Here is a 24,912-nt window from a genome sequence, read left to right on the forward strand (position 1 = left end):
ATAACTTAACTATGCCATTATTGCGGTGAAATACCAGCCATTGTTCGGAAAAATAACAGCTAATTATCTTTAGTAAATCAGGGAAATATAGAGTTATGTATAGACATTGCGTTCGATCATATTCTGCGTCTGCTAAAACCGATCGCTAGCAAAAAATAGACATCAGCGGAGTATCGTAGAAATAACTGAAGAGCCGGTGTCGACCCCGGGACCGACACCGGAAAAAGATTATTGCGCGGCGGCCCACGCGGCGACGGTAGCTTTAGCCCCCTGCCGCTGCAGCGCTAAGTAGGCGCGGGTCACCGCCGTGACAAAGCGTGACTCCTGCGGCAGTTCGACGCCGAAAATAGCCTCAATACCCAGCAGCGCTTTGACTCGCGCTTCGCCATCGGCGCTGGCAGCCACCGCTTGCTGGATAACCGGCAACAACGGGTCGCATATCTCGATTGACTGGCCCGCATCGTCAACGCCGCCAACGTAACGCATCCACCCTGCCACGCCCAGCGCCAGCAGTGTAAAATCACGCTGATGCACCAGATGCCAGCGTATGGAGTCCAGCATGCGCTGGGGCAACTTCTGGCTGCCGTCCATGGCTATCTGCCAGGTGCGGTGCTTCAGCGCCGGATTGCAGTAACGGTCAATCAGCAAACTGGCATAGCGTGACAGATCCACCCCCTGCACCTTCAGCGTTGGTGCCTGTTCGTCCAGCATCAACGACAGCGCCGCGCGACGGTAGTTATCGTCCTGCATACAGTCGTTGATATGCTGATAACCGGCCAGATAGCCGAGATAAGCGAGGAACGAATGGCTACCATTGAGCATTCTCAGCTTCATCTCTTCGAAAGGCACCACGTCGGCGACCAGTTCCGCTCCCGCTTTCTCCCACTGCGGACGTCCGGCAACAAAGTTATCCTCAATCACCCACTGACGGAAAGGTTCGCAGGCCACCCCGGCCGGGTCGCGCACCCCGGTCAGCTGGGTAATTTTATCGAGGGTTTCGGCAGTCACCGCCGGGACAATCCGGTCCACCATCGTCGACGGAAAGGTGACATTCTGCTCTATCCATGCGGCAAGATCCTCGTCTAAAGCCCGGGCGTAGGCGCAGACGACGTTGCGCATCACGTGACCATTTTCCGGCATGTTATCGCAGGACATCACGGTAAAAGCAGGCAGGCCGGCCGCCCGGCGGCGAGATAAGGCCTCCACCACTACCCCCGCCGCCGATTTTGGCTGGTGCGGGTTATGCAGATTGGCCGGGAAGGCGCCATGATCCTGCTGGCCGCGCTGGCGGCCTCGCTGTTTGCCCGTCGCTTCACGCCGCAGAGTGAATGGAAGCTATGGGTCGCCTGCGGCGCGGCTGCCGGGATGGCCAGCGCTTATCATGCCCCGCTGGCCGGCAGCCTGTTTATTGCTGAAATTCTCTTTGGCACGCTGATGCTGGCCTCGCTTGGGCCGGTGGTGATCTCGGCGGTGATCGCCCTGCTGTTGACGCAGTTTCTTAATGGCGGCGCCGCGCCGCTGTATCACGTCGTGTTACAGCAGAACCTCAGCGCCCTGCACTATGGCTTAATGCTGGCGACTGGCCTGCTGGCCGGGCTGTGCGGGCCGCTGTTTATCTGGCTGATGGACTACAGCCACCGCGGGTTCGTTAAACTGAAGCTGGCGCCGCCGTGGCAGCTGGCGCTGGGCGGGCTGATTGTCGGCGGCTTATCGCTCATCACCCCGGCAGTATGGGGCAACGGCTACAGCGTAGTGCAAAGCTATTTGCTGCTGCCGCCGTCCGGTGCGCTGCTGGTGGGCGTATTTATCTGCAAACTGCTGGCGGTGCTGGCCAGCAGCGGCTCCGGCGCGCCTGGCGGGGTCTTCACCCCGACGCTGTTTGTCGGCCTGGCGATGGGCATGCTGTTTGCCTGCTTCAGCAGGCTGTGGCTGCCGGGAAGTGAAGAAATGGCCATCATGATGGGTCTGACCGGCATGGCGGCGTTTCTGGCCGCCACGACCCATGCGCCGATCATGTCAACCCTGATGATTTGCGAGATGACCGGGCAGTATACGCTGCTGCCCGGCCTGCTGATAACCTGCGTCGTGTCGTCTGTGCTGTCGCGGACGTTACGCCGGGATTCGATCTATCGCCATCACGTTGCCGAGCATGTCTAAGTCGACGTAGCGGCTCAGCTCACGCTGTTCGGCGCGCGGCAGATAAGGCAGCTCGCCGATCAGCGGCGCCGGCAGCTTTTTGCTGAGGACATCGATGATTTCGGCGTAGTGCGCCAGACCGGGGTTGATCCGATTGGCCACCCAGCCAATCAGCGGTAAACCGTCATTGGCGATCGCCTGGGCTGTCAGTAGCGCATGGTTGATGCACCCCTCCTGGATCCCCACCACCATCAGCACTGGGAGCTGCTCCTGAACCACCCACTCGGAGAGCGGCCGCAGGTCGTTCATCAGGCTGCGCCAGCCGCCGGTGCCTTCAACCACCACGTGTTCGACCTGCGCGGCCAGACGCTGCAAACCATCGGACAGCAGACCGTAGTTGATCGGGCAGCTATGCGCCACGCTGCTCTCGTCTTCGCTTAAGGCGATGGGGTTGACAGCCTCATAAGGTAACGCCAGCGTGGAGACGCTCTGCAACACCAGCGCATCTTTGTTACGTAAACCGTCCGGCGTCTCTTTGCTGCCCTTCGCCACAGGCTTATACCCGGCCACGCTTTTGCCTCTGGCAGCAAGTGCCTGCAACAGCGCACGGGAAACCACTGTCTTCCCGACAGAGGTGTCTGTACCTGTAATAAAGAAACGCTTAAACATCACTAACCCCACAGTTTTGTCGATGAAATATACGGGAGAGAAATAATCAACGGTGGGCAAAGTCTACGTGAAGCCGTCTGAGGTCAGCTTGAGATAGCGCAATTTTTGGTGTGACTATGAAAAAATGTTAACCCTGTAACAGTCGTATGAGTAAGGATCCGTTATAGAGCGCATCTTTGACCAGCGCCGCGCCAGCCATCGTTCCGCGGTTGGAGAACTGAGTACTTTCAACGGTAATATGCCGGCTATAGGCTGGGAGAGATTGTTGCCGAATACAGCTGGAAATTGCCGGAAAAAGAATTTCTGCCGCCAGATTGAACGGCGAGCCAATCAGAATTTTCTGCGGATTAAACAGATTGACCATGATCGCCAGAATCCGCCCAACGTGATTACCCACGCCGCTGATGATGTCCCGGGCTAACAAATCGCCCTGCAGCGCCGCCTGACAAAGCCACTCCACGCTCAGCGGACGCTGGTGCAGCAGCGAGCTCATCGACTGCGCCATGCGCATCTGCGCCAGCTCCAGCACGCTTTCTACGCTGGCAATCGTCTCCAGACAACCATGATTGCCGCAGTAACAGCGTTTGCCGTAGGGATCGACCTGGGTATGGCCAATCTCCACCAGGCTGCTGCTGCCGGCGTGCAGCAGGCGCCCATCGGTGATCACCCCGGCGCCGACGTTATGATCGATGACCACCTGAATGACGTCCCGGGCGCCGCGCGAGGCGCCAAACAAAGATTCCGCCATAGTCCAGGCGCTGATGTCATGCTGAATATAGACTGGCACCCCGGTATGATTGGCCAGCGCTTCGCCGAGCGGGACATCTTTAACATCCTCATAAAACGGCATGCGATGAATAATGCCATTTTCGGTATCGATAATACCGGGCATCGTCATGGCGATGGAGGTAAGGCGTTCCAGCTTCTTTTGATGGCGAATAAAGAAGCGATCAATATGGTCGATAACGCGCGTCAGAAACGGCGTGCTGTCGGTGAGCGCCAGCTCCAGCTGATCCTCCACCACCAGCTGACTGCTTAAATCACGCAGCGAAAGATGGATCTCACCGCGGCTGATGCGCACCGCCAGATAGTGCCATGCCTCGGTCTCCACCATCAGCCCCACCGCCGGGCGGCCGCGGCTGCCGGGCTCCTGGATCTCGGTCTCCTGAACCAGATGCGCTTCCAGCATTTCGCGGACGATTTTGGTGATGCTGGCCGGCGCCAGTTGCGCAAATCGGGAAAGGTCGATACGCGATACCGGGCCGAGCTGATCAATCAGGCGATACACGGCGCCCGCATTGGTCTGCTTTATTTGATCGATATGGCCTGGTTGACTATCCGCTACCACCATTGACTCCCTTATTTTCGCGCTTCGAAATAAACTTTCGGCTATGGTGAAGCACTTCGACGGTGAACGTCAAATTTTTACTTAGCCTTGTGATTTACCGCACATTTCCAGCCCCTTTTCGCCTCAATTATGCTCGCTTTTCCAGGAGAGCAGCGCCTCACGAAAGCGTTTTGCCAGTGCCCCTTGCTCATGGTGTTTAGACCACACCAGCCACATCTCCGATACCGCATCCTGTTCGTCGATCGGCAGCCAGCGCATTTCACTGAGCTGGACGCGCTGAAAGGAGGCCGGGAGGATCGATACCCCCAGGCCGGCGGCCACCAGACCAATAATCGTCATTGCCTCCCCCACCTCCTGGGCAATCTTCGGCGTGTGGCCGTAGCGGCGCAGCAAGCCGAGGATGTCGTCATACAGGCCAGTGCCGACGTGCGGGTCGAAAAAGACGAAGGGCTCGCGCGCCAGCGCCGCCAGGCTGACCGAGGGCTGGCGGGCCAGCGGGTGATTCGCCGGGACCATCGCCAACAGCGGCTCGCGCAGAACCCGCTCCCACGCCAGGGTGTCCGGCAGTTGAGTATTGCGCAGCAGCCCCAAATCCAGAGCCCCTTCGCTCAGGGGCACTATCTGTTCGCGGGTGTTAGTCTCGCGGGTGAGAATATGCACATCCGGAAGGCGTTGGCGAAACATCGATAGCGTATCGGAGACGGCCTTAATAAAAGGGGCCGAGGAGGTAAAGCCGATGCGCAGCTCACCCGTTTCGCCATGGTGTAGACGGGCGGCGCGAGCAGCCGCCTCATCCACCTGGGCGAGGATTTGTCGGCTATCGGCGAGAAACTGCTTTCCGGCCGCCGTCAGGCTGACGCTGCGGTTGGTACGGGCAAACAGGCGAGCGCCGGTCTGCTGCTCAAGGATCTGAATCTGCTGGCTTAGCGGTGGTTGAGAGATGTTCAGTCGCGCCGCGGCGCGGCCAAAATGTAGCTCCTCAGCGACGGCGACAAAGTAGCGCAAATGACGCAACTCGATATTCATATTTAAAACGTCTTATTTGAGATTATTAATATATTAGACAGAATATTTACATTTTCATACCCTAAAAATGTGAGCTGAATGGTCACAACACTCTGTTGGTAAGCAGCAACTTCTACGCAAGGAATTCTCTGTGAGTCGTACAACAACCGTTGACACCGTGCCGGCGGGCGAGGTCAGCGTCGCTGGTGCATCCCGCCCGGATCCGTTTATTAAGCGTGGCACCCCGCAGTTTATGCGCGTCACTCTCGCGCTGTTCTCCGCCGGTCTGGCCACCTTTGCCCTGCTCTACTGTGTGCAGCCGATCCTGCCGGTGCTGTCGAACGAGTTTGGCGTGTCGCCGGCCAGCAGCAGTATTTCGCTTTCAATTTCCACGGCGATGTTGGCGGTGGGCTTGCTGTTTACCGGCCCGCTGTCGGACGCTATAGGCCGCAAGCCGGTGATGGTCACCGCCCTGCTGCTGGCCGCCTGCTGTTCACTGTTATCGACTATGATGACCAGCTGGCACGGCATCCTGATTATGCGCGCTCTCATCGGCCTGTCGCTGAGCGGCGTAGCGGCGGTCGGCATGACCTATCTGAGCGAGGAGATCCACCCCAGTTTCGTCGCCTTTTCGATGGGACTCTATATCAGCGGCAACTCCATCGGCGGCATGAGCGGCCGCTTGCTGACCGGGGTCTTTACCGATTTCTTCGGCTGGCGCGTGGCGCTGGCGGCGATCAGCGGCTTTGCGCTGGCCGCCGCGATTATGTTCTGGCGTATCCTGCCCGAGTCGCGCCATTTCCGCCCGACCTCGCTGCGACCGAAAACGCTGCTGATTAACTTCCGTCTGCACTGGCGCGACCGTGGCCTGCCGCTGCTGTTCATCGAAGGTTTTCTGCTGATGGGCGCTTTTGTCACCCTGTTTAACTATATTGGCTACCGGCTGATGATGTCGCCGTGGTCGTTAAGCCAGGCGGTGGTAGGCCTGCTGTCGGTAGCTTATCTCACCGGGACCTGGAGTTCACCGAAGGCAGGGGCCATGACCGTACGCTTTGGCCGCGGGCCGGTGATGCTTGGCTTTACAGCGGTGATGCTCTGCGGCCTGCTGCTGACGCTCTTTTCTTCCCTGTGGCTTATTTTCATCGGCATGCTGCTGTTTTCCGCTGGCTTCTTCGCCGCGCATTCCGTCGCCAGCAGCTGGATTGGCCCACGCGCCCGCCGCGCCCGCGGTCAGGCGTCATCGCTGTATTTGTTCAGCTATTATTTGGGTTCAAGTCTTGCCGGGACGTTAGGCGGGGTATTCTGGCATCACTACGGCTGGAACGGCGTCGGTGGGTTTATCGCGCTGCTGCTCCTTGCCGCGCTGTTGACCGGCACCTGCTTACATCAGCGACTGAAATAGTCGCGTGTGACGTGGCCTGCGGGCCACGTTTCACCACAAGCCCATTATGGAAGACAAGCCCATCAGCTCTCTGACGGCATCAACGGACAGTAGTGCAATAAACAGCCAGGTGAACGGATTCATAAACCACCCCCGAACCTCCAGACCTGTGTAATCGATCACAGTTTAGTACCGATATGTTACCGTTTTCTGTCACACCGATCACAGAGGGGAGCTTATTCTCCCGCCATGTGTCTTTCCCTTCCCCTGTGCGCAACGCTCGACCCGCCGGGCGTATCAGGATAGTGTAGAGGCAAAGCGATAATCTCTTTATTCACCTGTCACGGACCGAACGCCACTATGACTGAAAATACGCCTTATCAGCAGCTTACCCGTACCTTTCAGCGCCTGTCGCGCTTTTCGCATCTCGCCGCCATCGCCGGCTGGGATATGTTCGCGATGATGCCCCCGGGCGGGAGCGTCGCCCGCGGCGAAGCGCTGGCCGAGCTCGGCGTGCTGCAGCATCAGATCCTGACCGATAAAAAAGTGGGACAATGGTTACAGGAGGCCCGCCAGCAGGATCTTAATGATGTTGAACAGGCCAACCTGCGGGAAATGCAGCGTCAGTACGATCAGGCGGCGCTGCTGCCGGAGAGCCTGGTGGAAGCAAAATCGCTGGCCGGCAGCCGCTGCGAGCATGCCTGGCGCAGCCAGCGTCCCGCCAATGACTGGACGGGCTTTGCCGACAACCTACGCGAGGTGGTCAGACTGAGCCGTCAGGAAGCGCAGATCCGCGCCGATGCCAGGGGCGGCTCACGTTACGACGCGCTGCTGGATATTTTCGAACCGGATATGACCAGCGCGCGGCTGGACAGCCTGTTCGCCGATCTCAAATCGTGGCTACCTTCCCTGCTTAGCCAGGCGGTGGAGAAGCAGGCGAAGCAGACGCTAATCGCCCCGCAGGGGCCTTTCCCCATTGCTGAACAACGGGAGCTGGGCCTGCAGGCGATGCGTATCCTTGGCTTTGACTTCGACGGCGGGCGCCTCGACATCAGCGCCCACCCGTTCTGCGGCGGCGTACCCCAGGATGTGCGCATCACCACCCGCTACAACGAAAACGACCTGCTCAGCGCTCTGTTCGGCGTGATCCACGAAACCGGCCACGCCCGCTACGAGCAGAATCTACCTCGCCCGTGGGTCGACCAGCCCGTAGGACTCGCCCGCTCCACCGCTATCCACGAGTCGCAGAGCCTGTTTTTTGAAATGCAGCTGGGACGCAGCGAGCGGTTTCTTAACCGCCTGTTACCGGCGGTGCGCGAGCGGTTTGGCGATCGGCCGGCCTTTAGCCAGGACAATTTTGTCGCCTGGAATCAGCAGGTGAAACCCGGCTTTATTCGCGTCGATGCCGATGAGGTGAGCTACCCGGCGCATGTCATCCTGCGTTATGAAATTGAACGTGCGCTGATCGACGGCGAGATTGAGGTAGATGATATCCCGTCGCTGTGGGACGAGAAAATGCAGCACTGGCTGGGGCTGTCGACCACCGGCAACTATCGGGATGGTTGCATGCAGGATATTCACTGGACCGACGGCGGATTCGGCTATTTCCCTTCCTATACCCTGGGCGCGATGTATGCCGCGCAGTTGATGGCCGCGGCCCGCCGCGCGCTGCCGACATTAGATCGCGATATTGAGGAAGGCGATTTCAGCGCCCTGTTCGACTGGCTGCGGCAGAATATCTGGCAGCATGGCAGCCGCTTCACCACCTCGCAGTTGATTCAGCAGGCCACCGGTGAGGATCTTAATAGCCGCTACTTCCGCGAGCACCTGACCACTCGCTACCTGTAATCATACGCGCCGGGCTACCCGGCGCGTCCTGTCGTTCCCGCCTTGTACATTCGGTTACACGCCGATACCAAACACTCACGGAAAGCTCGAAAAGACAAGCATATAGTGATTTCACCGGCCCCGCAGTGGGGTTGAAATTAAGAAAACTTTTCGAGGATATCAGAATGAAAAAAGTATTAGCTCTGGTCGTTGCCGCTGCTATGGGTCTCTCTTCCGCCGCTTTCGCTGCTGACGCAGTAAGCACCACTCAGGCTCCGGCTGCCACCCACAGCACGGCTGCCAAGACCACCCATCACAAAAAACACCACAAAGCCGCGGCAAAACCGGCCGCAGAGCAGAAAGCTCAGGCTGCCAAAAAACACAAAAAAGCAGAAGCTAAACCAGCCGCTGCTCAGAAAGCCCAGGCCGCTAAAAAACACAAAAAAGTAGCAGCTAAACCAGCTGCTCCGCAGAAAGCTCAGGCGGCGAAAAAGCATCACAAAGCTGCGGCTAAACCGGCAGCCCAGAAAGCGCAGGCAGCGAAAAAACACCACAAAACCACTAAACACCAGGCCGCTAAACCGACTGCACAGCCGGCAGCATAATTCCTCCCGGCGAACCAACCTTCTTAATAATCGGCGCTGTTTCAGCGCCGTTTTTTCTGGAGAGCACTATGCTGCGGCGCTATCGTTTTGAGCTCATCCTGATCCTGCTAATTATATGCGCAGTGGTTGCAACCCGTTTTTTCCTCTCTTAATTATTTATCCCGCGCTCGCATTTTGCTGCTTCTACCAGCTTTTCATTAAAATGAATACCGTGCGGCTATCGCTGACCCGCTCCCCGCGTCCCATTATCCTGTGACTCTCTGCGGCGCAAAAAAAAGTCCGGCGCCAGAAGACGCCAGACATGTTAGTCGTAATATGTCGCACGCCTGGCCCTTGCCGGGTGGCGCGCCCATCACAATGCACGCACGGCTTCCATCACCAGATAGCCGGTCGCGCCCCAGATAGCGACTGAGACCAGGGAAACATAAACCAGTGCGCGAATACCTTTTTTAGACATAAGCCCTCCGAACGCAGGGGAAATAGAGTTCAGGCTATCATCGCCGGTACTACCTCTCTATTTACTCAACGGCAGGGCGACGGTAACAACGTTTTCAGTGAGAAAATGTTTCGCATTGAAAATAATTACGAGAGGCGTAAAGAAGTGCGAATTCCGGTGAAGTTCTGGTGGGTAAAAGTATTATTTTTGGGCATTATGCTGACAAACCAGGAATAATCCCACGGATGAATTGCTGCATTATTAACCGAATTCAGTACGTTCTGATACATGAATCTTGTTGCGCAAGACGCCACTTTCTGAGGAAATAGCACAAGCAGAACACTGGTATTAACCGCTTGAAATCAGGAGGTTTTACCAGCGCCAGACCCCACCGCGCGCTGATGTGGTATACGGTTTGGCCTGTTTAGAATTATTGTTTACTTTCAAAAACTTAAATCTCCTGCTACTGTCAATAGACATCATAGCCTCCCCAGAGAGTGATATGCGTAGAGACGTTCTGTTATTACTGTGTTCATTTTATCTGTTACCTCTGGGCGCACATGCCGATGATAGCGGACTGAGCGCCAAAGATATTAAGACGTTGTTTTTCGGTCACGATGACCGCAAAGCGGTGAACCGCCCCGAGGAGAGTCCGTGGGACGCGATTGGCCAGCTGGAAACCGCCAGCGGCAATCTGTGTACGGCGACGCTCATCTCTCCGCATCTGGCGCTGACCGCGGGCCACTGTCTGTTAACGCCCCCGCGCGGCAAGCCGGACAAAGCGGTCGCCCTGCGCTTTATTTCCCGCAAGGGCAACTGGGTCTATGAGATCCACGGCATTGACGGGCGAGTCGATCCCAGCTTAGGCAGACGCCTGAAAGCCGATGGCGACGGCTGGATTGTCCCTTCCGCTGCAGCGCCGTCCGATTTTGGTCTGATCGTGCTGCGCTATGCTCCGTCTGGCATTACGCCGATCCCGCTCTTTCCGGGCAGCAAGGCCGATCTCACCGCCGCGCTGAAGGCGGCGGACCGTAAAGTTACCCAGTCTGGCTATCCTGAAGATCATCTCGATAATCTTTACAGCCACCAGGATTGCATCGTGACAGGGTGGGCGCAAACCAGCGTACTGTCGCATCAGTGTGACACCCTGCCTGGCGACAGCGGCTCGCCGCTGCTGCTGAAAACGGAGGACGGCTGGCAGGTGATCGCCGTGCAGAGTTCGGCCCCCGGCCCGCAGGATCGCTGGCGGGCGGACAATCGCGCCATTGCGGTGACTGGCTTTCGCGATAAGCTGGAGGCGCTTGCCGGTGAGTAATGGACCGAGGCCGATGAAGAATATCATTATTGACATCGTCCTGGCGGAAATGATTTTCCGCCAGCCGAAAGCAGTGAACCTGCGCAGCCCTCAGCGTCACCTGACACAATTACAGCGGGGCCAGGCGTGAAGGAAGTTTCCGTTTGCCGCCTGGCTTTGCAGGCGGCGAGACGTCAGGCGAGTTTAATTAACACCATGCCGGCTACCAGCAGGATAACCCCCGCCCAGCCTTTGTTATTCAGACGCTGACCAAACAGCACCCAGCCGGCGGCGATGGTCGCCGCGATACCGAAGCCGCCCCACAGCGCATAGGCGACCGAGAGATCGATCCCTTTAACCGCCTGCGACAGGGCGCTGAACGCGCCCAATACTGCCGCCAGGGACAGGATGCCGTAGATCTTGCGGCGGAAGCCGTCGGAAAACTTCAAAAAGACGTTGGCAATAATTTCCAGCACAATGGCGATTGCCAGCCAGGCGGCGTGGATCCACTCAAACTGCTGCATGGGCCACCTCCTGCTTGGAAGACGCTTTTTTCTGGGTGCCGGACTTAATTAAGACGATCCCTATCACCAGGGTGGTCAAGCCGGCTATTTTCAGCAGGGACAGACTCTCATCAAACAGCAGCACGCTGAACAGGGTAATCAGTAAAATACCGATCCCTTCCCACAACGCATAGGCCACACCGAGGGCAATCTTTTTAACCGCAAAGGCAAGAAAAATATATGACAGGGCAATCATGGCCAGCATTAAAATAAAGCCGGTGTGCCCGCCGCTCACGCTTGCCCATTTCATAGACAAGGTGCCGGTAATTTCAGCAATAATTGCTAAAGCTAATAAAATCCAATAAAACATGATCCCTTCTCCTGCTTGAGAATATAATCCATTACCGTTTACGCGAGACGTAAACAGGAAAATTTCTGACGTAGATATCGCTGTGCGCTTGGCGCCAGCTCAGGCAGAAAGAAGGTGACTATAGCGCCGAATGCCAGTGCTGTTCGCCGGCAAAACGGGAAAAAGTGAGGGATACTGCGGGGTGATTTAAAATATACATCCTGAACTGATTGTCCATAAAATTACAATTATCCGCGGTGTTGCTTCTCGTCCGGTGCGGATGAAAATTGTCCTCAGTAGTTAAACACAGGTAGATTTGTAGCATAGTGCTACATTTAATTCAAAGACTTTGCAATTCTTTACGCCGCGGTTTTTCTTCAATGCGTTTGTTCTGCAAAAAAGCGTCATTATGCTAATGTAACGCAACCTGTTAATAGGCAAGGAAGTTTGAGGTCGGGATCCTATGGCTAAACCCATTATTACACTTAACGGATTAAAGATGGTCATCATGTTGGGCATGCTGGTGATCATCCTTACCGGCATTCGCTTTGCGGCGGACATAATCGTCCCGTTTATCCTGGCGCTTTTTCTGGCGGTGATCATCAATCCTCTGGTCCAGCTCCTGGTCCGCTGCCGGGTGCCGCGCGTGCTGGCGATCTCGCTACTGATTGGCCTGATTGTTATGTTAGCCATTGTGCTGCTGGCCTCGCTGGGGACCTCGCTCAACGAGCTGGCGCGCACCCTGCCGCAGTATCGCAACTATCTCTATGAGCCGATGCAAACCATCGCGCCCTGGCTGCAGCGTATGGGATTCACCGTTTCGGTGGTCGAGCTCAATAAGTACATCGACCCTAACGCCGTAATGACCCTGGTCACCAGCCTGCTCACTCAGCTGTCGAACGCCATGTCCTCCATTTTTCTGCTGCTGCTGACGGTGGTGTTTATGCTGCTGGAGGTGCCGCAGCTTCCCGCTAAGCTGCAGCAGTTAATGTCCAGACCAGTAGAAGGCATGGGCGCCATCCAGCGGGCCATCGACAGCGTATCGCATTATCTGGTGCTGAAAACTGCGATAAGCCTGATCACCGGCCTGGTGGTCTGGGGCATGCTGGTGCTGCTGGATGTGCGCTTCGCCTTTATGTGGGGGCTACTGGCCTTCGCGCTTAACTATATTCCCAATATCGGTTCCGTGCTGGCGGCCATTCCGCCGATCCTGCAGGTGCTGGTGTTCGGTGGTCTGTACGAGGCGCTGGTAGTGCTGGCCGGCTACCTGATCGTCAACCTGGTATTCGGCAATATTCTCGAACCTCGTATCATGGGACGCGGGCTGGGCCTCTCGACGCTGGTGGTATTCCTGTCCTTAATCTTCTGGGGATGGTTGCTGGGTCCGGTTGGCATGCTGCTCTCGGTGCCGTTGACGATTATCGTCAAAATTGCCCTCGAGCAGACCAGCGGCGGGCAGAGTATCGCTTTCTTATTAAGCGATGTTAGTAAACAGTAGTCCTTCCGCAGGCCGGCGCTTCGCCGGCCTGCTCCCTGCCCTACACTCTCTCCGTAGACCACTACGCCTTATGTATTATTGATCCGCATCACAAACGTTGCGGCGGAATCGTTACTCTGATGCTAACGATCGGCCACCGCGCTTAATTGATGCTCATAGCCTCGCGTCGCACACTAATCTCCACCAGGACAAACAAAACGATTTGTCGAATCAGGAGGTTATTAATGAATGCCGAACAAACGACGGGGCGGGTCTGGAACCGTCGCCGAACGGAAAAACAGCGGCGGCTGGCCGAGGCGAACATGCCAGGTAAGGTCATCCCGACTGACCAGTTGGTCAGCGTACTGGAAAACCTGCTCGCCCCCGGCGACCGGGTTGTGCTGGAAGGCAACAACCAGAAACAGGCCGATTTCCTCTCGCGCATGCTGGCGGAAGTTAATCCGCAAAAAATCCACGACCTGCATATGATTATGCCCAGCGTCGGGCGCAGCGAGCATCTGGACCTGTTTGAAAAAGGTATTGCCCGCAAGCTGGATTTCTCTTTCTCCGGCACCCAGAGCCTGCGCATTTCGCAACTACTGGAAGATGGCCTGCTCGAAATCGGCGCCATCCACACCTATATTGAACTCTACTCGCGCCTGTACGTCGATCTGTCGCCAAACGTCGCGCTGATTGCCGGCTATAAAGCTGACCGCAAAGGCAACCTGTATACCGGACCGAGTACCGAAGATACCCCGGCGCTGGTGGAAGCCGCCGCCTTCCACGACGGCATTGTGATAGCCCAGGTCAACGAACTGGTGGACGACGAATGCGATCTGCCGCGCGTCGATATTCCCGGCTCGTGGATCGATTACGTGGTGGTTGCCGACAAGCCGTTCTTTATCGAACCGCTCTTCACCCGCGATCCGCGCCTGATTAAGCAAGAACACATACTGATGGCGATGATGGCGATCAAGGGCATCTATGCGGAACATCAGGTGCAGTCGCTTAACCACGGTATCGGCTTTAATACCGCCGCCATCGAGTTGCTGTTGCCGACCTATGGCGAGCAGCTCGGCCTGAAAGGCAAAATCTGTAAACACTGGACCCTGAATCCGCATCCAACCTTAATCCCGGCCATCGAGAGCGGCTGGGTGGAGAGCGTGCACTGCTTCGGCGGCGAACTGGGGATGGAAGAGTACATCCGCGCCCGCCCGGATATCTTCTTTACCGGCCCGGATGGCTCGATGCGCTCTAACCGCGCCTTCTGCCAGCTGGCGGGCCAGTACGCGGTAGATATGTTCATTGGTTCAACCCTGCAGGTGGATGGTCTGGCTAACTCCTCGACCGTCACCCGCGGCCGTCTTTCCGGCTTCGGCGGCGCGCCGAACATGGGCCACGACCCGCACGGTCGCCGCCACGCCACCCCGGCATGGCTCAATATGATCACCGAGCCGGACCCGATGCAGCGCGGGAAAAAGCTGGTGGTGCAGATGGTCGAAACCTTCCAGGCCGGCGTGAAACCAACCTTCGTTGAGACGCTGGATGCAGTTGAGGTGGCGAAAACCTCCGGCATGCCGCTGGCGCCGGTGATGATTTATGGTGATGACGTCACCCACGTCCTGACCGAAGAGGGTATCGCCTACCTGTACCGTGCGGAGAGCCTTGAAGAGCGCCGGGCGATGGTCGCCGCGGTGGCCGGGATCACCGATATCGGCCTTGGTGTGGACGCCAAACGCGTCGCCGCGCTGCGTCAGAGCGGCAAAGTGGTCTACCCGGAAGATCTCGGGATTCGCCGCAGCGATGCCACCCGCTCCCTGCTGGCCGCCGGCAGCGTCGCCGAGCTGGTGGAGTGGTCCGACGGACTGTACAACCCACCGGCAAAATTCCGGAGCTGGTAATGAAAAATCTCTCCCCCCTGCACGCAGAAAGCCGCGTCAGCTGGCTGGCGCATACCGCCAGCGCCTGTCTGATTGACGAAGCCCGTCTGAGCCCGAAACCGGGTCTGGTGGATAGCCGCGGCAACGGCGCGCATCAGGACCTGAATCTGGCGCTGATGGAGCGCTCCGCCCGCAGCCTGCAGCCGACCTTTCACGCGCTGGCCGAGCAAAGCTGGCGTCGCCCGGCGGACATCGCGCTGCGCGAAACCGTCGGCCGCCTTGGCCGCGAAGGCGAAGCGCAGATGATGCTGGCGACGGGTGGGGTTAACACCCACCGCGGCGCTATCTGGGCGCTAGGCCTGCTGGTCAGCGCGGTGGCGATGTTGGGTGGAGAGGGTCAGTCACAGGCGATCGCCGACGCCGCCGCCGCCCTCGCCCGCCTGCCCGACGGCTTCGCGCCGAAAAGCTTTAGTAAAGGGCTTCGCGCCAGCCGCCGCTGGCAGGTGCCAGGCGCCCGCGAGGAAGCGCAGTGTGGTTTCCCGCATATCACCCGCCTGGCGCTGCCGCAACTGCAGCACAGCCGGGCGCGAGGCGCCAGTGAGCCGCAGGCGCAGCTTGATGCGCTGATGGCCATCATGACCTCGCTGAGCGATACCTGCGTGCTGTCGCGCGCCGGTATGGCCGGGCTGCAGGCCATGCAGCAAGGCGCTTGTGAGGTGCTGGCGGCTGGCGGTTGCGCCAGTTTCGCCGGGCGCGCCGCCCTGGCCCGCCTGGACGCAATCATGCTGGCGCTAAACGCCTCGCCGGGAGGCGCCGCCGATCTCCTTGCCGCCACCCTGTTTCTCGACAGAGTTGCCGGCTAACGCATTCAGAGGATGTTATGGAACAGATTACATTGTCATTTCCTGCCAGCCGCGCCCTGAGCGGCCGAGCGCTGGCAGGAGTCGTGGGTTCAGGCGATATGGAAGTACTTTATACCGCCGCACAGAGCGCCACGCTCAACGTACAGATCATCACCTCAGTGGATAACAGCCAGGCGCGCTGGCAGGCGCTGTTCGACAGGTTGAACCTGATCAACGGCCTGCCCGCCGGGCAGTTGATTATCCACGACTTCGGCGCCACGCCGGGCGTCGCCCGTATTCGTATTGAACAGGTTTTTGAGGAGGCCGCTCATGCGTAACGATCGCAGCTTTATCGAACTGCGCGCTCGCGAACGCGCCCACGCCCTGCTGGACGACGGCAGCTGCCGCGAACTGCTGGATCCGTTTGACGGTATTATGTCGCCGTGGCTCGGCGCCCAGGGCATCGTCCCGCAATCCGATGACGGTATGGTGGTCGCCAAAGGCACGATCAACGGCCAGCCTGCGGTGGTGATTGCCATCGAGGGCACCTTCCAGGGCGGCAGTATGGGCGAAGTGTCCGGCGCCAAAATGGCCGCCGCGCTGGAGCTGGCGGCGGAAGATAACCGCAACGGTATCCCGACGCAGGCGGTGCTGTGCCTCGAAACCGGCGGCGTACGTCTGCAGGAGGCCAACCTCGGTCTGGCCGCCATCGCCGATATTCACGCCGCGATTGTCGACCTGCGCCGCTACACCCCAGTGGTCGGCATCATCGCCGGCACCGTCGGCTGCTTTGGCGGTATGTCTATCGCCGCCGCGCTGTGCAGTTACCTTATCGTCACTCGTGAAGCCCGTCTCGGTCTCAACGGCCCGCAGGTTATCGAGCAGGAAGCCGGCATTGAAGAGTACGACTCCCGCAACCGGCCGTTTATCTGGAGCATGACCGGCGGCGAAATTCGCGCCGCCAGCGGACTGGTCGACGCGCTGGTTAACGATGGCGTTAACGCCGTTAAAACCGCAATGAATGAGGCGATCGCCAAAGGCGTACCGGTACAGCACCGCAGCGACAACTATGACGATTATCTGCGTCGCTTGAGCCAGTTCGACACCCGCCAGCAGGCGGATACCGCGCAGATTAAACAGCTTTTTGCCCGGGAGGATAAATAATGAGTCAGTTCCCAAACCGCGCCGCGCTGTGGCTGAACAAACTGGCGCCCGACGTGCCGCTGATGAGCGGCCTGTGCCCTTCCGTCCAGGTGGCAGACGGCCAGATTAATGGCGAAAACGTGCGTTTTATCGCCGTGGTCCCGGATGCTAACAACCACTACCCGCGCGCCGCCGGCGGCGAAGTCGGCCTGCTGGAAGGCTGGACGCTGGCGAAAGTGGTTAATGAAACCATCGCCGCCGACGCCGACCAGCCAGTCAAACGGCCGATCGTCGCCGTGATCGATGTGCCAAGCCAGGCCTATGGCCGCCGCGAAGAAGCTTTCGGCATTCACCAGGCGCTGGCCGGGGCGGCTGGCGCTTATGCCAAAGCCCGTTTGGCCGGCCACCCGGTAATTGGCCTGATCGTCGGCAAAGCGATGTCCGGGGCGTTTCTGGCCCACGGCTACCAGGCCAACCGCCTGATCGCCTTTAACGATAGCGGCGTGCTGGTCCACGCGATGGGGAAAGAATCGGCGGCGCGCATTACGCTGCGTACCGTAGAGGCGCTGGAGAAACTGGCGGCTACCATTCCGCCAATGGCCTACGACGTCAGCAACTATGCGACGCTCGGCCTGCTCTCCGCCCTGCTGGATATTAATAATCCGGATGCCCCTGACGATCACGATCTGTCGTTGGTCAGCAACACGCTGCGCGACGCCATCGCTGATGCGCGCACCGATGCCTCACTGAAGTGCCGCCTGGGCGCGGAAAACCGCCGCAGCTCGCAACTGGTTCGCGATCGCATGCGCGCCAGCTGGTAAGACGTTCGTACGTAAGTAGTAGAAGAAAACCTGCCGGAAGCCGTCCCCCGGAGCGCGTAATAACCGCGCCGGGTAGGGACGGCTTTTAGAAAAAATAACAATCGCGCCAGTACTCTATCTTATTTACAGGTGATTTATGACTTATGTGATTATTCATGCTCTTGCCCCGATTTTCGTTATCATGCTGCTGGGCTTCTGGGCCGGTAAGGCCGGGATGGTAGATAACAAAAACGTCTCGCTGCTTAATATTTTTGTAATGGATTTTGCCTTACCCGCCACGCTGTTTAGCGCGACGGTACAAACGCCGTGGGCCGGGATCGTCGCCCAGTCGCCGCTGGTGCTGGTGTTGACCGGCGCGATGTGGATCACCTATGCCGCGATCTACTTCCTCGCCACCAGCGTGTTCAAACGCACGCCGCAGGATGCCGCGGTGCTGACCCTCACCGTCGCCCTGCCAAACTATGCCGCGTTAGGTCTGCCGATCCTCGGCAGCGTGCTGGGTGAAGGCGCGTCAACCTCACTGTCGGTAGCGGTCTCTATCGCCTGCGGCTCGGTGCTGATGACCCCGTTCTGCCTGCTGATTCTGGAACGTGAAAAAGCCCGCGCCGCGGGAGAAAACAGCGGTTCTACGCTGGCGATGCTGCCGGTGCTGATGTGGCGTTCGGTGAAAAAACCGATCGTCTGGGGCCCGCTGCTTGGGGTGGTGCTTTCCGCGATCGGCATTAAAATGCCGGACCTGCTGCTGGCGTCGATCAAACCGCTGGGCCTGGCCGCCACCGCCGCCGCGCTGTTCCTCACCGGGGTGATCCTGTCGGCGCGTAAACTGCAGCTCAATGCGCTGATCGCTACATCAACCATCGTGAAACTGCTGGTGCAGCCGTTTATTGCCTGGGGTCTGGTGATGTTACTTGGGCTGCACGGTTCTATCGCCATTACCGCGATCCTGATGATTGCCCTGGCCGCCGGCTTCTTTGGCGTGGTCTTCGGCAACCGCTTCGGCGTCCAGTCTCCGGATGCTGAAGCCGTGCTGCTGTTGAGCTCGGTTCTGTGTATCCTGTCGCTACCGCTGTTTATCTCTTTGACTTCAGGACTGTAAACCATGTCAGCAACGCCGCGTCCCCATGATCTAGTTTGGTTAAACCACGCCAGCGCCCTGGAAGATATTGCCGAGCCGTGGGTGGCTCAGCAGTGGCGAGCCGCGCTGCCGGTGGTGGTGAGGCGCGACGTTGACGACCAGGCCCGCGTCCCGGTTGGGGTGCGGGGCATGAAGCGCGAGCAGCGCGCCGCCGGCTGGGTACAGGCGCGCAATATCGTGCGCAGCGTCACCCCGGAGATGCTTGTTGATCGTGAGGTCTTACTCCATTCGCCTTTTGTCTCGCAGCCGCCGGTCCAGGGGGCTATCGCCCTCACCTTACACCGCTGGCCCTGGGGCTGGGGCGTCACCGGCAGTACCGGCTACGCGCTGGCAACCGAGATCCCGGTGCTGCATGCGGCCAGCGATCTGGATCTGCTGATCCGCGCGCCACAGCCGTTGGACCGCGAGGCGCTGCTGGAATGGCAGACCCGGGTGGCCCAACTCCCATGCCGCGCTGATACCCAGGTCGAAACGCCGTACGGCGCCTTCGCCCTTAATGAATGGCTGCGCGACGGGCGCGCGCTGCTGAAAACGTCCCGCGGCGCGCGCTTAACCGCGACGCCGTGGCACAGGGAGGAATAATGAAGATTTTATTTACCTTTCCCGGTCAGGGCGGCCAGCGTCCCGGCATGCTGGCGATGATCCCCGATCGCGAGGCAATCCTCACCCAGGCGCGCGCCGTGCTGGGGGATGAAGTCGCTACTCTCGATAGCGCCGATGCGCTACAACACACCCGTGCGGTCCAGCTCTGTCTGCTGATCGCCGGTGTCGCCTGGGCGCGCGAGCTACAGCGTCAGGGCGTGGATCCGCAGATGGTCAGCGGCCTGTCCATCGGCGCGTTTCCGGCCGCGGTGATTGCCGGCGCGCTCGATTTCGCCAGCGCGTTGCGGCTGGTGGCCCTGCGCGGGGACTTAATGGAACAGGCGTATCCTGAAGGTTACGGACTGACGGCGATTATGGGCCTGACCCGCCCGCGGGTTGAGGCGCTGATGCAGGGCCACGAGGTTTATCTCGCCAACCTGAACGCCGAAACGCAGTTCGTGATTGCGGGCCGTGATGAGGCAATGGCCGAGGTGGCGCAGCTGGCGCTGCGGGCTGGCGCCAGTAAAGCCCAGCGGCTGGCGGTCAGCGTGCCGTCGCACTGCGCGCTGCTGGATAAACCCGCCGCTGAGCTGGCGAAAGCTTTTGCCGGCGCCAGCTTAAGGCGCCCACGGTGCGCCTATTTAAGCGGCTCGACGGCGCGCGTGCTGTGGGATCCGCAGCGGATCGCCGACGATCTGGCGATGAACATGGCGCGCCCGGTCCACTGGCAGGAGGCGATGGTCGCCGCCGATGAGCGCGATGCGCGCTTAGCCATTGAGATGCCCCCCGGGGGGGTGCTCACCTGCCTGACCCGCCAGGCGGGCTGGCGCGGGGAGACCATTGCGCTGGAGCGCAGCGGCCTGGACGTCGCCCGCCATCTGGCGCAGCGGCTTAGCGATTAATACTGCGGGCGTACATCCGTCCTTCCGCTGCCAGCGCCAGCAGGTCGGCATCGCGTTCGCGATGGTGCGAATAGACGATAGAGATCAGCTGGCGCATCTGGTAGGGTTCCGCCAGCTTTAGCAGCTGTACATCCTTCTCATACACTTTCTTCATCCGCCCCGGCAGCAGGGCAAAACCGACGCCAGCCTGCACCAGGCTAATCATCGAGAAAATATCATTCACCCGGGTGACGATCTCCGGCTCGAAGCCGGCGATGTGGAATGCTTCCCGGAATCCGGCATAGGTGGCGAACCCCTCCGCCAGCGAAACAAACTTGCGGTCGGCGTAATCGCGCAGATCGGCGAGCCGTGAGGCATCCAGCCGTTCGGTCGCCGGGGCGGCGAGAAAAATATCGTCCTCAAACAGCGGCACCACGTCGAAAGCGGTATTATTGAACTCCCCTTCGTTGGTGGCGATCAGGATGGCATCGAGGGCATCGTCTTCCAGCATATCCAGCAGCATCTGATTTGAACCCATCGTCAGGTCCAGCTCCAGCTCCGGGCGACGCAGCTTCATCCCCATAATGATGCGCGGAACGGTTTCCAGGGTCAGAGAATAGAGGGTACCGATGCGCAACCGCCCCTGACCGACGCCTGCAACCTTGCGCGTCGCCTCGAGCCCGCGGTTCATCAGACTTATCACATCCTGGCAGTATTCAAGCAGCGTCCACGCCGCCTGCAGCGGCAGCAGGTTGCGCCCTTTGTGGACAAACAGCGGGCAGCCCACCCCCTCTTCCAGGGTATGCAGCGCGCGGTGAACGCTGACGCTGCTGAGTTTCATCGCTTCGGCGGTTCTGGCGATATTACCTTTCGCCATAAACATCATAAAGACCGACAGCTTGCGGAAGGTGATCTCCTGGTTAATATCCTCTTGCATGGCCCTTCCACACTCCTGGTTTAATTTTCTTATTTCAATTCAAACCAGTATATCTTTTATGACGCCAAAGTTGCAGGCAGCGCGCGGCCTCAGCCGGTAAATAACGCAAAAAAGGGAAGACCATGGTCTTCCCTTTTGTTCACTGTCGAGTTTGCTTTTACAGTGCCATATCGTGCTGCGGCGAGGCCTCGCGCGGCGTCTCTGCCGGCTTGGCGGTCGCGGTAGGCGCAGCCGCTGGCATCTGGATCACCGGCGGTTTCGTCAGCTGCAGGGTCGCAGCGGTGTCATCCCAAACCTGCTGGGTCAGCGCCACGTTACCGTTCAGCTTCTGGCCGTAGCTCGGCACAATAGCGTGAATGCGGCTCTGCCACTCCGGCGAGTTAAACTGCTGCGGGAACATCTGCTTGAGCACGTTCAGGGTGATCGGCGCGGCGGTGGAAGCGCCCGGCGACGCGCCGAGCAGCGCGGAAATGGTTTTCTGCTGATCGACCACCACTTCGGTACCGAGCTTCAGCACGCCGCCCTTCTCTGCGTCTTTCTTGATGATCTGGACGCGCTGGCCGGCCTGGATCAGTTTCCAGTCTTCTTTACGCGCGTCCGGGTAGTACTCTTTCAGCGCAGCGAAACGGTCATCATCGCTGAGCATCACCTGGCTAACCAGGTATTTCACCAGATCGAAGTTGTCGAGACCGACGTGGGTCATCGGCAGCACGTTATTGGTGGTGGTAGTGCTGAGCAGATCGAAGAACGAACCATTTTTCAGGAACTTGGTCGAGAAGGTGGCGAATGGCCCGAACAGCACCACGCGCTTACCGTCGAGGTAACGTGCATCAAGGTGCGGCACCGACATCGGCGGCGCGCCGACTGAAGCCTGGCCATACACTTTCTCCAGGTGCTGCGCAGTGACCGCCGGGATCTCGGTCATCAGGAACGAGCCGCCCACCGGGAAGCCGGCATAGTTGTCCGCTTCCGGAATACCGGTTTTTTGCAGCAGCTTCAACGCGCCGCCGCCGGCGCCGATAAAGACGTATTTGGCGTCAATAGTCTGCGCTTCCCCGCTCTGCACATTCTTAATCGTTACGTGCCAGGAGTTGTCGGCATTACGTTTGAAATCCGTTACCTCAGAGGAGGTCTGCAGGGTGAAGTGGTTATTTTTCTTCAGGCTGCCGATCAGCTGGCGAGTGATTTCGCCGTAGTTGACATCGGTACCCACCGGCGTCCAGGTGGCTGCCACTTTCTGCTGCGGATCGCGGCCTTCCATCACCAGCGGCGCCCACTGTTTAATTTGCGCGTGATCGGTGGAGAATTTCATCCCCTGGAATAAGGTGGTCTGCTGCAGCGCGTTATAACGCTTCTGCAGATAATCCACATTATCACCCCAGACGAAGCTCATATGCGGCGTGGAATTAATAAACGAGTGCGGATCGTGCAAAATACCGCGTTTCACCTGTGCCGACCAGAACTGACGGGAAATCATAAATTGCTCGTTAATATCGAGCGCTTTGCTGACGTCAATCGACCCGTCCGCCCGCTCCGGCGTATAGTTCAGCTCCATATTCGCCGAGTGGCCAGTACCGGCATTATTCCAGCCGTTGGAAGACTCCAGCGCCACGCCGTCCAGTTTCTCCACCATGGTCAGATCCCAGTCCGGCTGCAGCGCCTGCAGCCAGGTGCCGAGCGAGGCGCTCATGATCCCGCCGCCAATCAGCAGGAAGTCGGTTTTTTTCGAGGTATCCGCTTCAGCATGCGTCGCCGCGCTGACCAACATCGCTAATGCGGTTAAGGAAATAATCGTTTTTTTCATTGCAGGCATAATAGAATTATCACGTAGCACACGGTCATAAGAGGCAGCATATTAACGCACTTTTACTTTATTTTAAAATATCATTTACACTCTCGCATTTTAAACCAAACAGTTATTTAACTTAAAAAATCAATTTTAAAAATAGAGCGAAGACGGATAAAAAAATAAGGTCGAAAATTCAATATCTATTGCCGGGTAAAATAAAAGTTAAGAATTTCTTTAATTACAAAAGTCCAGGCGCGCATGCTCATCGCGCGCCTGGCAGAGAAGGGATTACTGGGCGGGAGTGACAGCGCTACGCTGGGCTTCACGCAGGGCGAGACGCAGATGATCGTGATGTTTGGTTAGCAGCTCCCGCGCGTGCCAGGCGTCAAGCCCGCTGAGCAGCATCAGGATCGCGGTGCGGCAGTGCTGATGACAGCTGGCCAGGGCGGCCTTTGCTTCACTGCGCGTGCAATCGGTGGCCGCCATCACAATCGCTATCTGCCGCTCCGCCCAGTGCGAATTGTCAGCCTGCACGTCCACCCGCAAATTGCTGTACACCCGACCGTCACGGATGGCGAGTCCGGTTGTCAGCATATTGACGATCTGCCTCTGGGCCAACTGAGCCTTCGGATTGGCTAACCCCGCCACCGCCTCCGGCCCGGTCTGCGGAGCAATAATGATATCCGCCAGCTGCGCCGCCTCGCTGGTCGGCTGCTGGGTGATGACCGCTATCGGGGCGCCCAGCGACCAGGCGTGGCGCATCGCCCCCCACACCCATGGCGTCTTGCCGCTGACGGTCAGCGCCAGCAGCATATCGCGGTTGCTGAAGTCCAGCGACTGCAGCTCAAAGGCGCCCAGGTCATAATTATTCGCCGCAGTCTCCCGCTCGGCCATCGCCGCCGTCTGCCCACCAGCAATCAGCCCCACCAGCGCGTGTTTACCTTCCGGCGAATAGTCGCTGACCGCCTCAATGGTCGTCCGGCCCGAAGCGCCGGCGCCAATAATGACCAGGCGCCCTCCCCGGCTTATCGTCGCGGTGGCGATATCAATCAGCCGGGCGATATCCGGCAGACAGGCGCCGACCGCCTCCGATATCTGCTTATCATCCTGATGCAGCATCGCCAGCATATCGGCGGTGGCGAGGCGATCGATGTGGGTGGTCTCCGGGTGACGACGAGCCTGCATTGACGCGGTTAGCGAACTGCTCATAACAACCTCCATTTACGACAGAAAAAGCGCATCTCGGCAAAATCAGCGGCCTGATGCATATCCTTATATTCATCAGGACTATTTAACCTCTGCCGCCACTATAAGTGGAATGTTCTGCGCTTTACCGCCGTCGGGGTCACAGTTTACCGTCCCCAACGCGCGTTTACGGGTGATTGTCGGTTATCTGAGCAATTCTGTCTGAGGTCTCATCTTCACCACCCGCCTGCATAGCCAGCCAGAAGGATTGCTGGCAAAGGTTATAAAACTGTTTGCGCATCGGGTTGATCTCCTGGCCGGCGGCGTCGATAACCTGCCAGTCAATCCAGCACTCCGGGCAGGATGCGCTATCCTGCTGCGCGATCTCGAGCTCATAGCGGCGCTGGATCACCACCCCGCTGCGATGCCGCCAGCGGGCGATCTCCCACTCTGCTTCCGCTTCATTATCCTGTTCACGATGCTGCGCCAGACGTTCAACGTGCCGCTGCCGGAGGATATCCCGGACCAGAAAAGCCAGTTCCATAGTGTCTCCCTTAAGCCTGTGGCGAAAAGCCGCAGTGTACCGCGCGCAGGAGGAGTCTGCCGTAGCAAAAGCGGCCTTTTGCTTTGATTACACGGCTTTATGTATGCCGCGCTATCGGCGATAATAATCTTTCACTGAATCTA

24 protein-coding genes and 2 pseudogenes are annotated in these 24,912 nt (G+C 58.6%); 15 read left to right on the plus strand and 11 right to left on the minus strand.

Annotation, left to right across the window (positions count from 1 at the left end):
* Nucleotides 1-228: 228 nt before the first annotated feature.
* Nucleotides 229-1,254 (minus strand): annotated as a pseudogene (locus tag KB892_RS12805) (mannitol dehydrogenase family protein); the annotation flags it as partial.
* Between KB892_RS12805 and clcB the strand changes: the two are divergent.
* Nucleotides 1,249-2,157 (plus strand): annotated as a pseudogene (gene clcB, locus KB892_RS12810) (voltage-gated ClC-type chloride channel ClcB); the annotation flags it as partial. The pseudogenes KB892_RS12805 and clcB sit on opposite strands and share 6 nt — an antisense overlap.
* Here clcB and bioD read toward each other — a convergent pair.
* The 3 genes from bioD to KB892_RS12825 form a co-directional block, all read right to left on the minus strand.
* Nucleotides 2,110-2,805, minus strand: a complete 696-nt coding sequence (gene bioD, locus KB892_RS12815; RefSeq protein ID WP_002903703.1) for a dethiobiotin synthase — start codon at nucleotides 2,803-2,805, stop codon at nucleotides 2,110-2,112. The pseudogene clcB and the gene bioD overlap by 48 nt on opposite strands.
* A gap of 127 nt (nucleotides 2,806-2,932) precedes the next feature.
* Nucleotides 2,933-4,153, minus strand: a complete 1,221-nt coding sequence (mlc, locus tag KB892_RS12820) for a sugar metabolism global transcriptional regulator Mlc (RefSeq protein WP_002903701.1) — start codon at nucleotides 4,151-4,153, stop codon at nucleotides 2,933-2,935.
* Nucleotides 4,154-4,276: 123 nt separating this feature from the next.
* A complete protein-coding gene (locus tag KB892_RS12825) occupies nucleotides 4,277-5,179 on the minus strand; it encodes a LysR family transcriptional regulator (RefSeq protein ID WP_002903700.1) in 903 nt (300 codons plus the stop codon).
* A 130-nt stretch (nucleotides 5,180-5,309) separates the two neighbouring features.
* Between KB892_RS12825 and KB892_RS12830 the strand changes: the two genes are divergently transcribed.
* The gene (locus tag KB892_RS12830; protein WP_002903698.1) at nucleotides 5,310-6,560 is read left to right on the plus strand and encodes an MFS transporter; all 1,251 of its coding nucleotides are present in this window, start codon (nucleotides 5,310-5,312) and stop codon (nucleotides 6,558-6,560) included.
* Nucleotides 6,561-6,590: 30 nt separating this feature from the next.
* Here KB892_RS12830 and KB892_RS12835 read toward each other — a convergent pair whose 3' ends face one another.
* Nucleotides 6,591-6,683 (minus strand): KPN_01571 family protein, encoded by a 93-nt coding sequence (locus KB892_RS12835; RefSeq protein WP_017896321.1) that lies wholly within the window; start codon nucleotides 6,681-6,683, stop codon nucleotides 6,591-6,593.
* 216 nt (nucleotides 6,684-6,899) lie between these two features.
* Here KB892_RS12835 and KB892_RS12840 point away from each other — a divergent pair, with 216 nt between their 5' ends.
* From KB892_RS12840 to KB892_RS12855, 4 genes are all read left to right on the plus strand, one after another.
* On the plus strand, nucleotides 6,900-8,387 hold the full coding sequence (locus tag KB892_RS12840; protein ID WP_002903695.1) for a carboxypeptidase M32: 1,488 nt from the start codon (nucleotides 6,900-6,902) through the stop codon (nucleotides 8,385-8,387).
* A gap of 164 nt (nucleotides 8,388-8,551) precedes the next feature.
* Nucleotides 8,552-8,971 carry an acid resistance repetitive basic protein Asr gene (gene asr, locus KB892_RS12845; protein WP_002903693.1) on the plus strand — a complete coding sequence of 140 codons (420 nt, stop codon included), beginning with the start codon at nucleotides 8,552-8,554 and terminating at the stop codon, nucleotides 8,969-8,971.
* Between the two features lie 938 nt (nucleotides 8,972-9,909).
* Complete coding sequence (locus tag KB892_RS12850) at nucleotides 9,910-10,722, plus strand: trypsin-like serine peptidase (RefSeq protein ID WP_002903687.1); 813 nt, start codon at nucleotides 9,910-9,912, stop codon at nucleotides 10,720-10,722.
* A gap of 13 nt (nucleotides 10,723-10,735) precedes the next feature.
* The gene (locus KB892_RS12855; protein WP_002903685.1) at nucleotides 10,736-10,852 is read left to right on the plus strand and encodes a hypothetical protein; all 117 of its coding nucleotides are present in this window, start codon (nucleotides 10,736-10,738) and stop codon (nucleotides 10,850-10,852) included.
* Between the two features lie 43 nt (nucleotides 10,853-10,895).
* Here the strand turns inward: KB892_RS12855 and kpnF are convergent, their stop codons facing one another.
* A complete protein-coding gene (kpnF, locus tag KB892_RS12860) occupies nucleotides 10,896-11,225 on the minus strand; it encodes a multidrug efflux SMR transporter subunit KpnF (RefSeq protein ID WP_002903683.1) in 330 nt (109 codons plus the stop codon).
* A complete protein-coding gene (gene kpnE, locus KB892_RS12865) occupies nucleotides 11,212-11,574 on the minus strand; it encodes a multidrug efflux SMR transporter subunit KpnE (RefSeq protein ID WP_002903681.1) in 363 nt (120 codons plus the stop codon). The genes kpnF and kpnE overlap by 14 nt, the downstream gene beginning before the upstream one ends.
* A 442-nt stretch (nucleotides 11,575-12,016) precedes the next feature.
* Between kpnE and KB892_RS12870 the strand changes: the two genes are divergently transcribed.
* From KB892_RS12870 to mdcH, 9 genes are all read left to right on the plus strand, one after another.
* Entirely contained in the window at nucleotides 12,017-13,051 is a 1,035-nt protein-coding gene (locus tag KB892_RS12870; protein WP_002903679.1) for an AI-2E family transporter, read from the plus strand.
* 224 nt (nucleotides 13,052-13,275) lie between these two features.
* Entirely contained in the window at nucleotides 13,276-14,931 is a 1,656-nt protein-coding gene (mdcA, locus tag KB892_RS12875; RefSeq protein WP_002903677.1) for a malonate decarboxylase subunit alpha, read from the plus strand.
* Nucleotides 14,931-15,773 carry a triphosphoribosyl-dephospho-CoA synthase gene (locus tag KB892_RS12880; RefSeq protein WP_004143107.1) on the plus strand — a complete coding sequence of 281 codons (843 nt, stop codon included), beginning with the start codon at nucleotides 14,931-14,933 and terminating at the stop codon, nucleotides 15,771-15,773. The genes mdcA and KB892_RS12880 overlap by 1 nt, the downstream gene beginning before the upstream one ends.
* Before the next feature lie 17 nt (nucleotides 15,774-15,790).
* Entirely contained in the window at nucleotides 15,791-16,090 is a 300-nt protein-coding gene (gene mdcC / locus KB892_RS12885) for a malonate decarboxylase acyl carrier protein (RefSeq protein ID WP_002903639.1), read from the plus strand.
* Complete coding sequence (locus tag KB892_RS12890; RefSeq protein ID WP_002903637.1) at nucleotides 16,083-16,916, plus strand: biotin-independent malonate decarboxylase subunit beta; 834 nt, start codon at nucleotides 16,083-16,085, stop codon at nucleotides 16,914-16,916. The genes mdcC and KB892_RS12890 overlap by 8 nt, the downstream gene beginning before the upstream one ends.
* The gene (gene mdcE / locus KB892_RS12895; protein WP_002903635.1) at nucleotides 16,916-17,716 is read left to right on the plus strand and encodes a biotin-independent malonate decarboxylase subunit gamma; all 801 of its coding nucleotides are present in this window, start codon (nucleotides 16,916-16,918) and stop codon (nucleotides 17,714-17,716) included. Before KB892_RS12890 ends, mdcE begins: the two co-directional genes overlap by 1 nt.
* Nucleotides 17,717-17,852: 136 nt before the next feature.
* Nucleotides 17,853-18,812, plus strand: coding sequence for an AEC family transporter (locus tag KB892_RS12900; protein ID WP_004148291.1), 960 nt, complete (start codon nucleotides 17,853-17,855; stop codon nucleotides 18,810-18,812).
* Between the two features lie 3 nt (nucleotides 18,813-18,815).
* Nucleotides 18,816-19,433 (plus strand): malonate decarboxylase holo-ACP synthase, encoded by a 618-nt coding sequence (locus KB892_RS12905; protein WP_004152239.1) that lies wholly within the window; start codon nucleotides 18,816-18,818, stop codon nucleotides 19,431-19,433.
* The gene (gene mdcH / locus KB892_RS12910; protein WP_002903633.1) at nucleotides 19,433-20,335 is read left to right on the plus strand and encodes a malonate decarboxylase subunit epsilon; all 903 of its coding nucleotides are present in this window, start codon (nucleotides 19,433-19,435) and stop codon (nucleotides 20,333-20,335) included. Before KB892_RS12905 ends, mdcH begins: the two co-directional genes overlap by 1 nt.
* Here the strand turns inward: mdcH and KB892_RS12915 are convergent.
* The 4 genes from KB892_RS12915 to KB892_RS12930 all read right to left on the minus strand — a co-directional run bounded on the left by KB892_RS12915 (nucleotide 20,325) and on the right by KB892_RS12930 (nucleotide 24,769).
* Nucleotides 20,325-21,251 carry a LysR family transcriptional regulator gene (locus tag KB892_RS12915; RefSeq protein ID WP_002903632.1) on the minus strand — a complete coding sequence of 309 codons (927 nt, stop codon included), beginning with the start codon at nucleotides 21,249-21,251 and terminating at the stop codon, nucleotides 20,325-20,327. The genes mdcH and KB892_RS12915 overlap by 11 nt on opposite strands.
* A gap of 157 nt (nucleotides 21,252-21,408) precedes the next feature.
* Nucleotides 21,409-23,019, minus strand: a complete 1,611-nt coding sequence (gene mqo, locus KB892_RS12920) for a malate dehydrogenase (quinone) (protein ID WP_004158644.1) — start codon at nucleotides 23,017-23,019, stop codon at nucleotides 21,409-21,411.
* 309 nt (nucleotides 23,020-23,328) lie between these two features.
* Nucleotides 23,329-24,249: an N-acetylmuramic acid 6-phosphate etherase gene (locus KB892_RS12925; protein WP_002903628.1), complete on the minus strand. Its 921-nt coding sequence runs from the start codon at nucleotides 24,247-24,249 to the stop codon at nucleotides 23,329-23,331.
* A gap of 163 nt (nucleotides 24,250-24,412) precedes the next feature.
* Entirely contained in the window at nucleotides 24,413-24,769 is a 357-nt protein-coding gene (locus KB892_RS12930; RefSeq protein ID WP_002903625.1) for a hypothetical protein, read from the minus strand.
* Nucleotides 24,770-24,912: the final 143 nt, after the last annotated feature.

This window comes from Klebsiella sp. P1927 (assembly GCF_018204675.1).
Lineage (GTDB): Bacteria > Pseudomonadota > Gammaproteobacteria > Enterobacterales > Enterobacteriaceae > Klebsiella > Klebsiella pneumoniae.

Coding starts and splice junctions, on each gene's coding strand:
- KB892_RS12880 (WP_004143107.1), top strand. CDS start 14,931: ATGAAAAATCTCTCCCCCCTGCACGCAGAAAGCCGCGTCAGCTGGCTG.
- KB892_RS12825 (WP_002903700.1), bottom strand. CDS start 5,179: ATGAATATCGAGTTGCGTCATTTGCGCTACTTTGTCGCCGTCGCTGAG.
- kpnE (WP_002903681.1), bottom strand. CDS start 11,574: ATGTTTTATTGGATTTTATTAGCTTTAGCAATTATTGCTGAAATTACC.
- asr (WP_002903693.1), top strand. CDS start 8,552: ATGAAAAAAGTATTAGCTCTGGTCGTTGCCGCTGCTATGGGTCTCTCT.
- KB892_RS12890 (WP_002903637.1), top strand. CDS start 16,083: ATGCGTAACGATCGCAGCTTTATCGAACTGCGCGCTCGCGAACGCGCC.
- mdcC (WP_002903639.1), top strand. CDS start 15,791: ATGGAACAGATTACATTGTCATTTCCTGCCAGCCGCGCCCTGAGCGGC.
- KB892_RS12930 (WP_002903625.1), bottom strand. CDS start 24,769: ATGGAACTGGCTTTTCTGGTCCGGGATATCCTCCGGCAGCGGCACGTT.
- KB892_RS12900 (WP_004148291.1), top strand. CDS start 17,853: ATGACTTATGTGATTATTCATGCTCTTGCCCCGATTTTCGTTATCATG.
- KB892_RS12925 (WP_002903628.1), bottom strand. CDS start 24,249: ATGAGCAGTTCGCTAACCGCGTCAATGCAGGCTCGTCGTCACCCGGAG.
- mqo (WP_004158644.1), bottom strand. CDS start 23,019: ATGTTGGTCAGCGCGGCGACGCATGCTGAAGCGGATACCTCGAAAAAA.
- KB892_RS12870 (WP_002903679.1), top strand. CDS start 12,017: ATGGCTAAACCCATTATTACACTTAACGGATTAAAGATGGTCATCATG.
- mdcA (WP_002903677.1), top strand. CDS start 13,276: ATGAATGCCGAACAAACGACGGGGCGGGTCTGGAACCGTCGCCGAACG.
- bioD (WP_002903703.1), bottom strand. CDS start 2,805: ATGTTTAAGCGTTTCTTTATTACAGGTACAGACACCTCTGTCGGGAAG.
- KB892_RS12840 (WP_002903695.1), top strand. CDS start 6,900: ATGACTGAAAATACGCCTTATCAGCAGCTTACCCGTACCTTTCAGCGC.
- mdcE (WP_002903635.1), top strand. CDS start 16,916: ATGAGTCAGTTCCCAAACCGCGCCGCGCTGTGGCTGAACAAACTGGCG.
- KB892_RS12855 (WP_002903685.1), top strand. CDS start 10,736: ATGAAGAATATCATTATTGACATCGTCCTGGCGGAAATGATTTTCCGC.
- KB892_RS12905 (WP_004152239.1), top strand. CDS start 18,816: ATGTCAGCAACGCCGCGTCCCCATGATCTAGTTTGGTTAAACCACGCC.
- kpnF (WP_002903683.1), bottom strand. CDS start 11,225: ATGCAGCAGTTTGAGTGGATCCACGCCGCCTGGCTGGCAATCGCCATT.
- mdcH (WP_002903633.1), top strand. CDS start 19,433: ATGAAGATTTTATTTACCTTTCCCGGTCAGGGCGGCCAGCGTCCCGGC.
- KB892_RS12835 (WP_017896321.1), bottom strand. CDS start 6,683: ATGAATCCGTTCACCTGGCTGTTTATTGCACTACTGTCCGTTGATGCC.
- KB892_RS12915 (WP_002903632.1), bottom strand. CDS start 21,251: ATGCAAGAGGATATTAACCAGGAGATCACCTTCCGCAAGCTGTCGGTC.
- KB892_RS12850 (WP_002903687.1), top strand. CDS start 9,910: ATGCGTAGAGACGTTCTGTTATTACTGTGTTCATTTTATCTGTTACCT.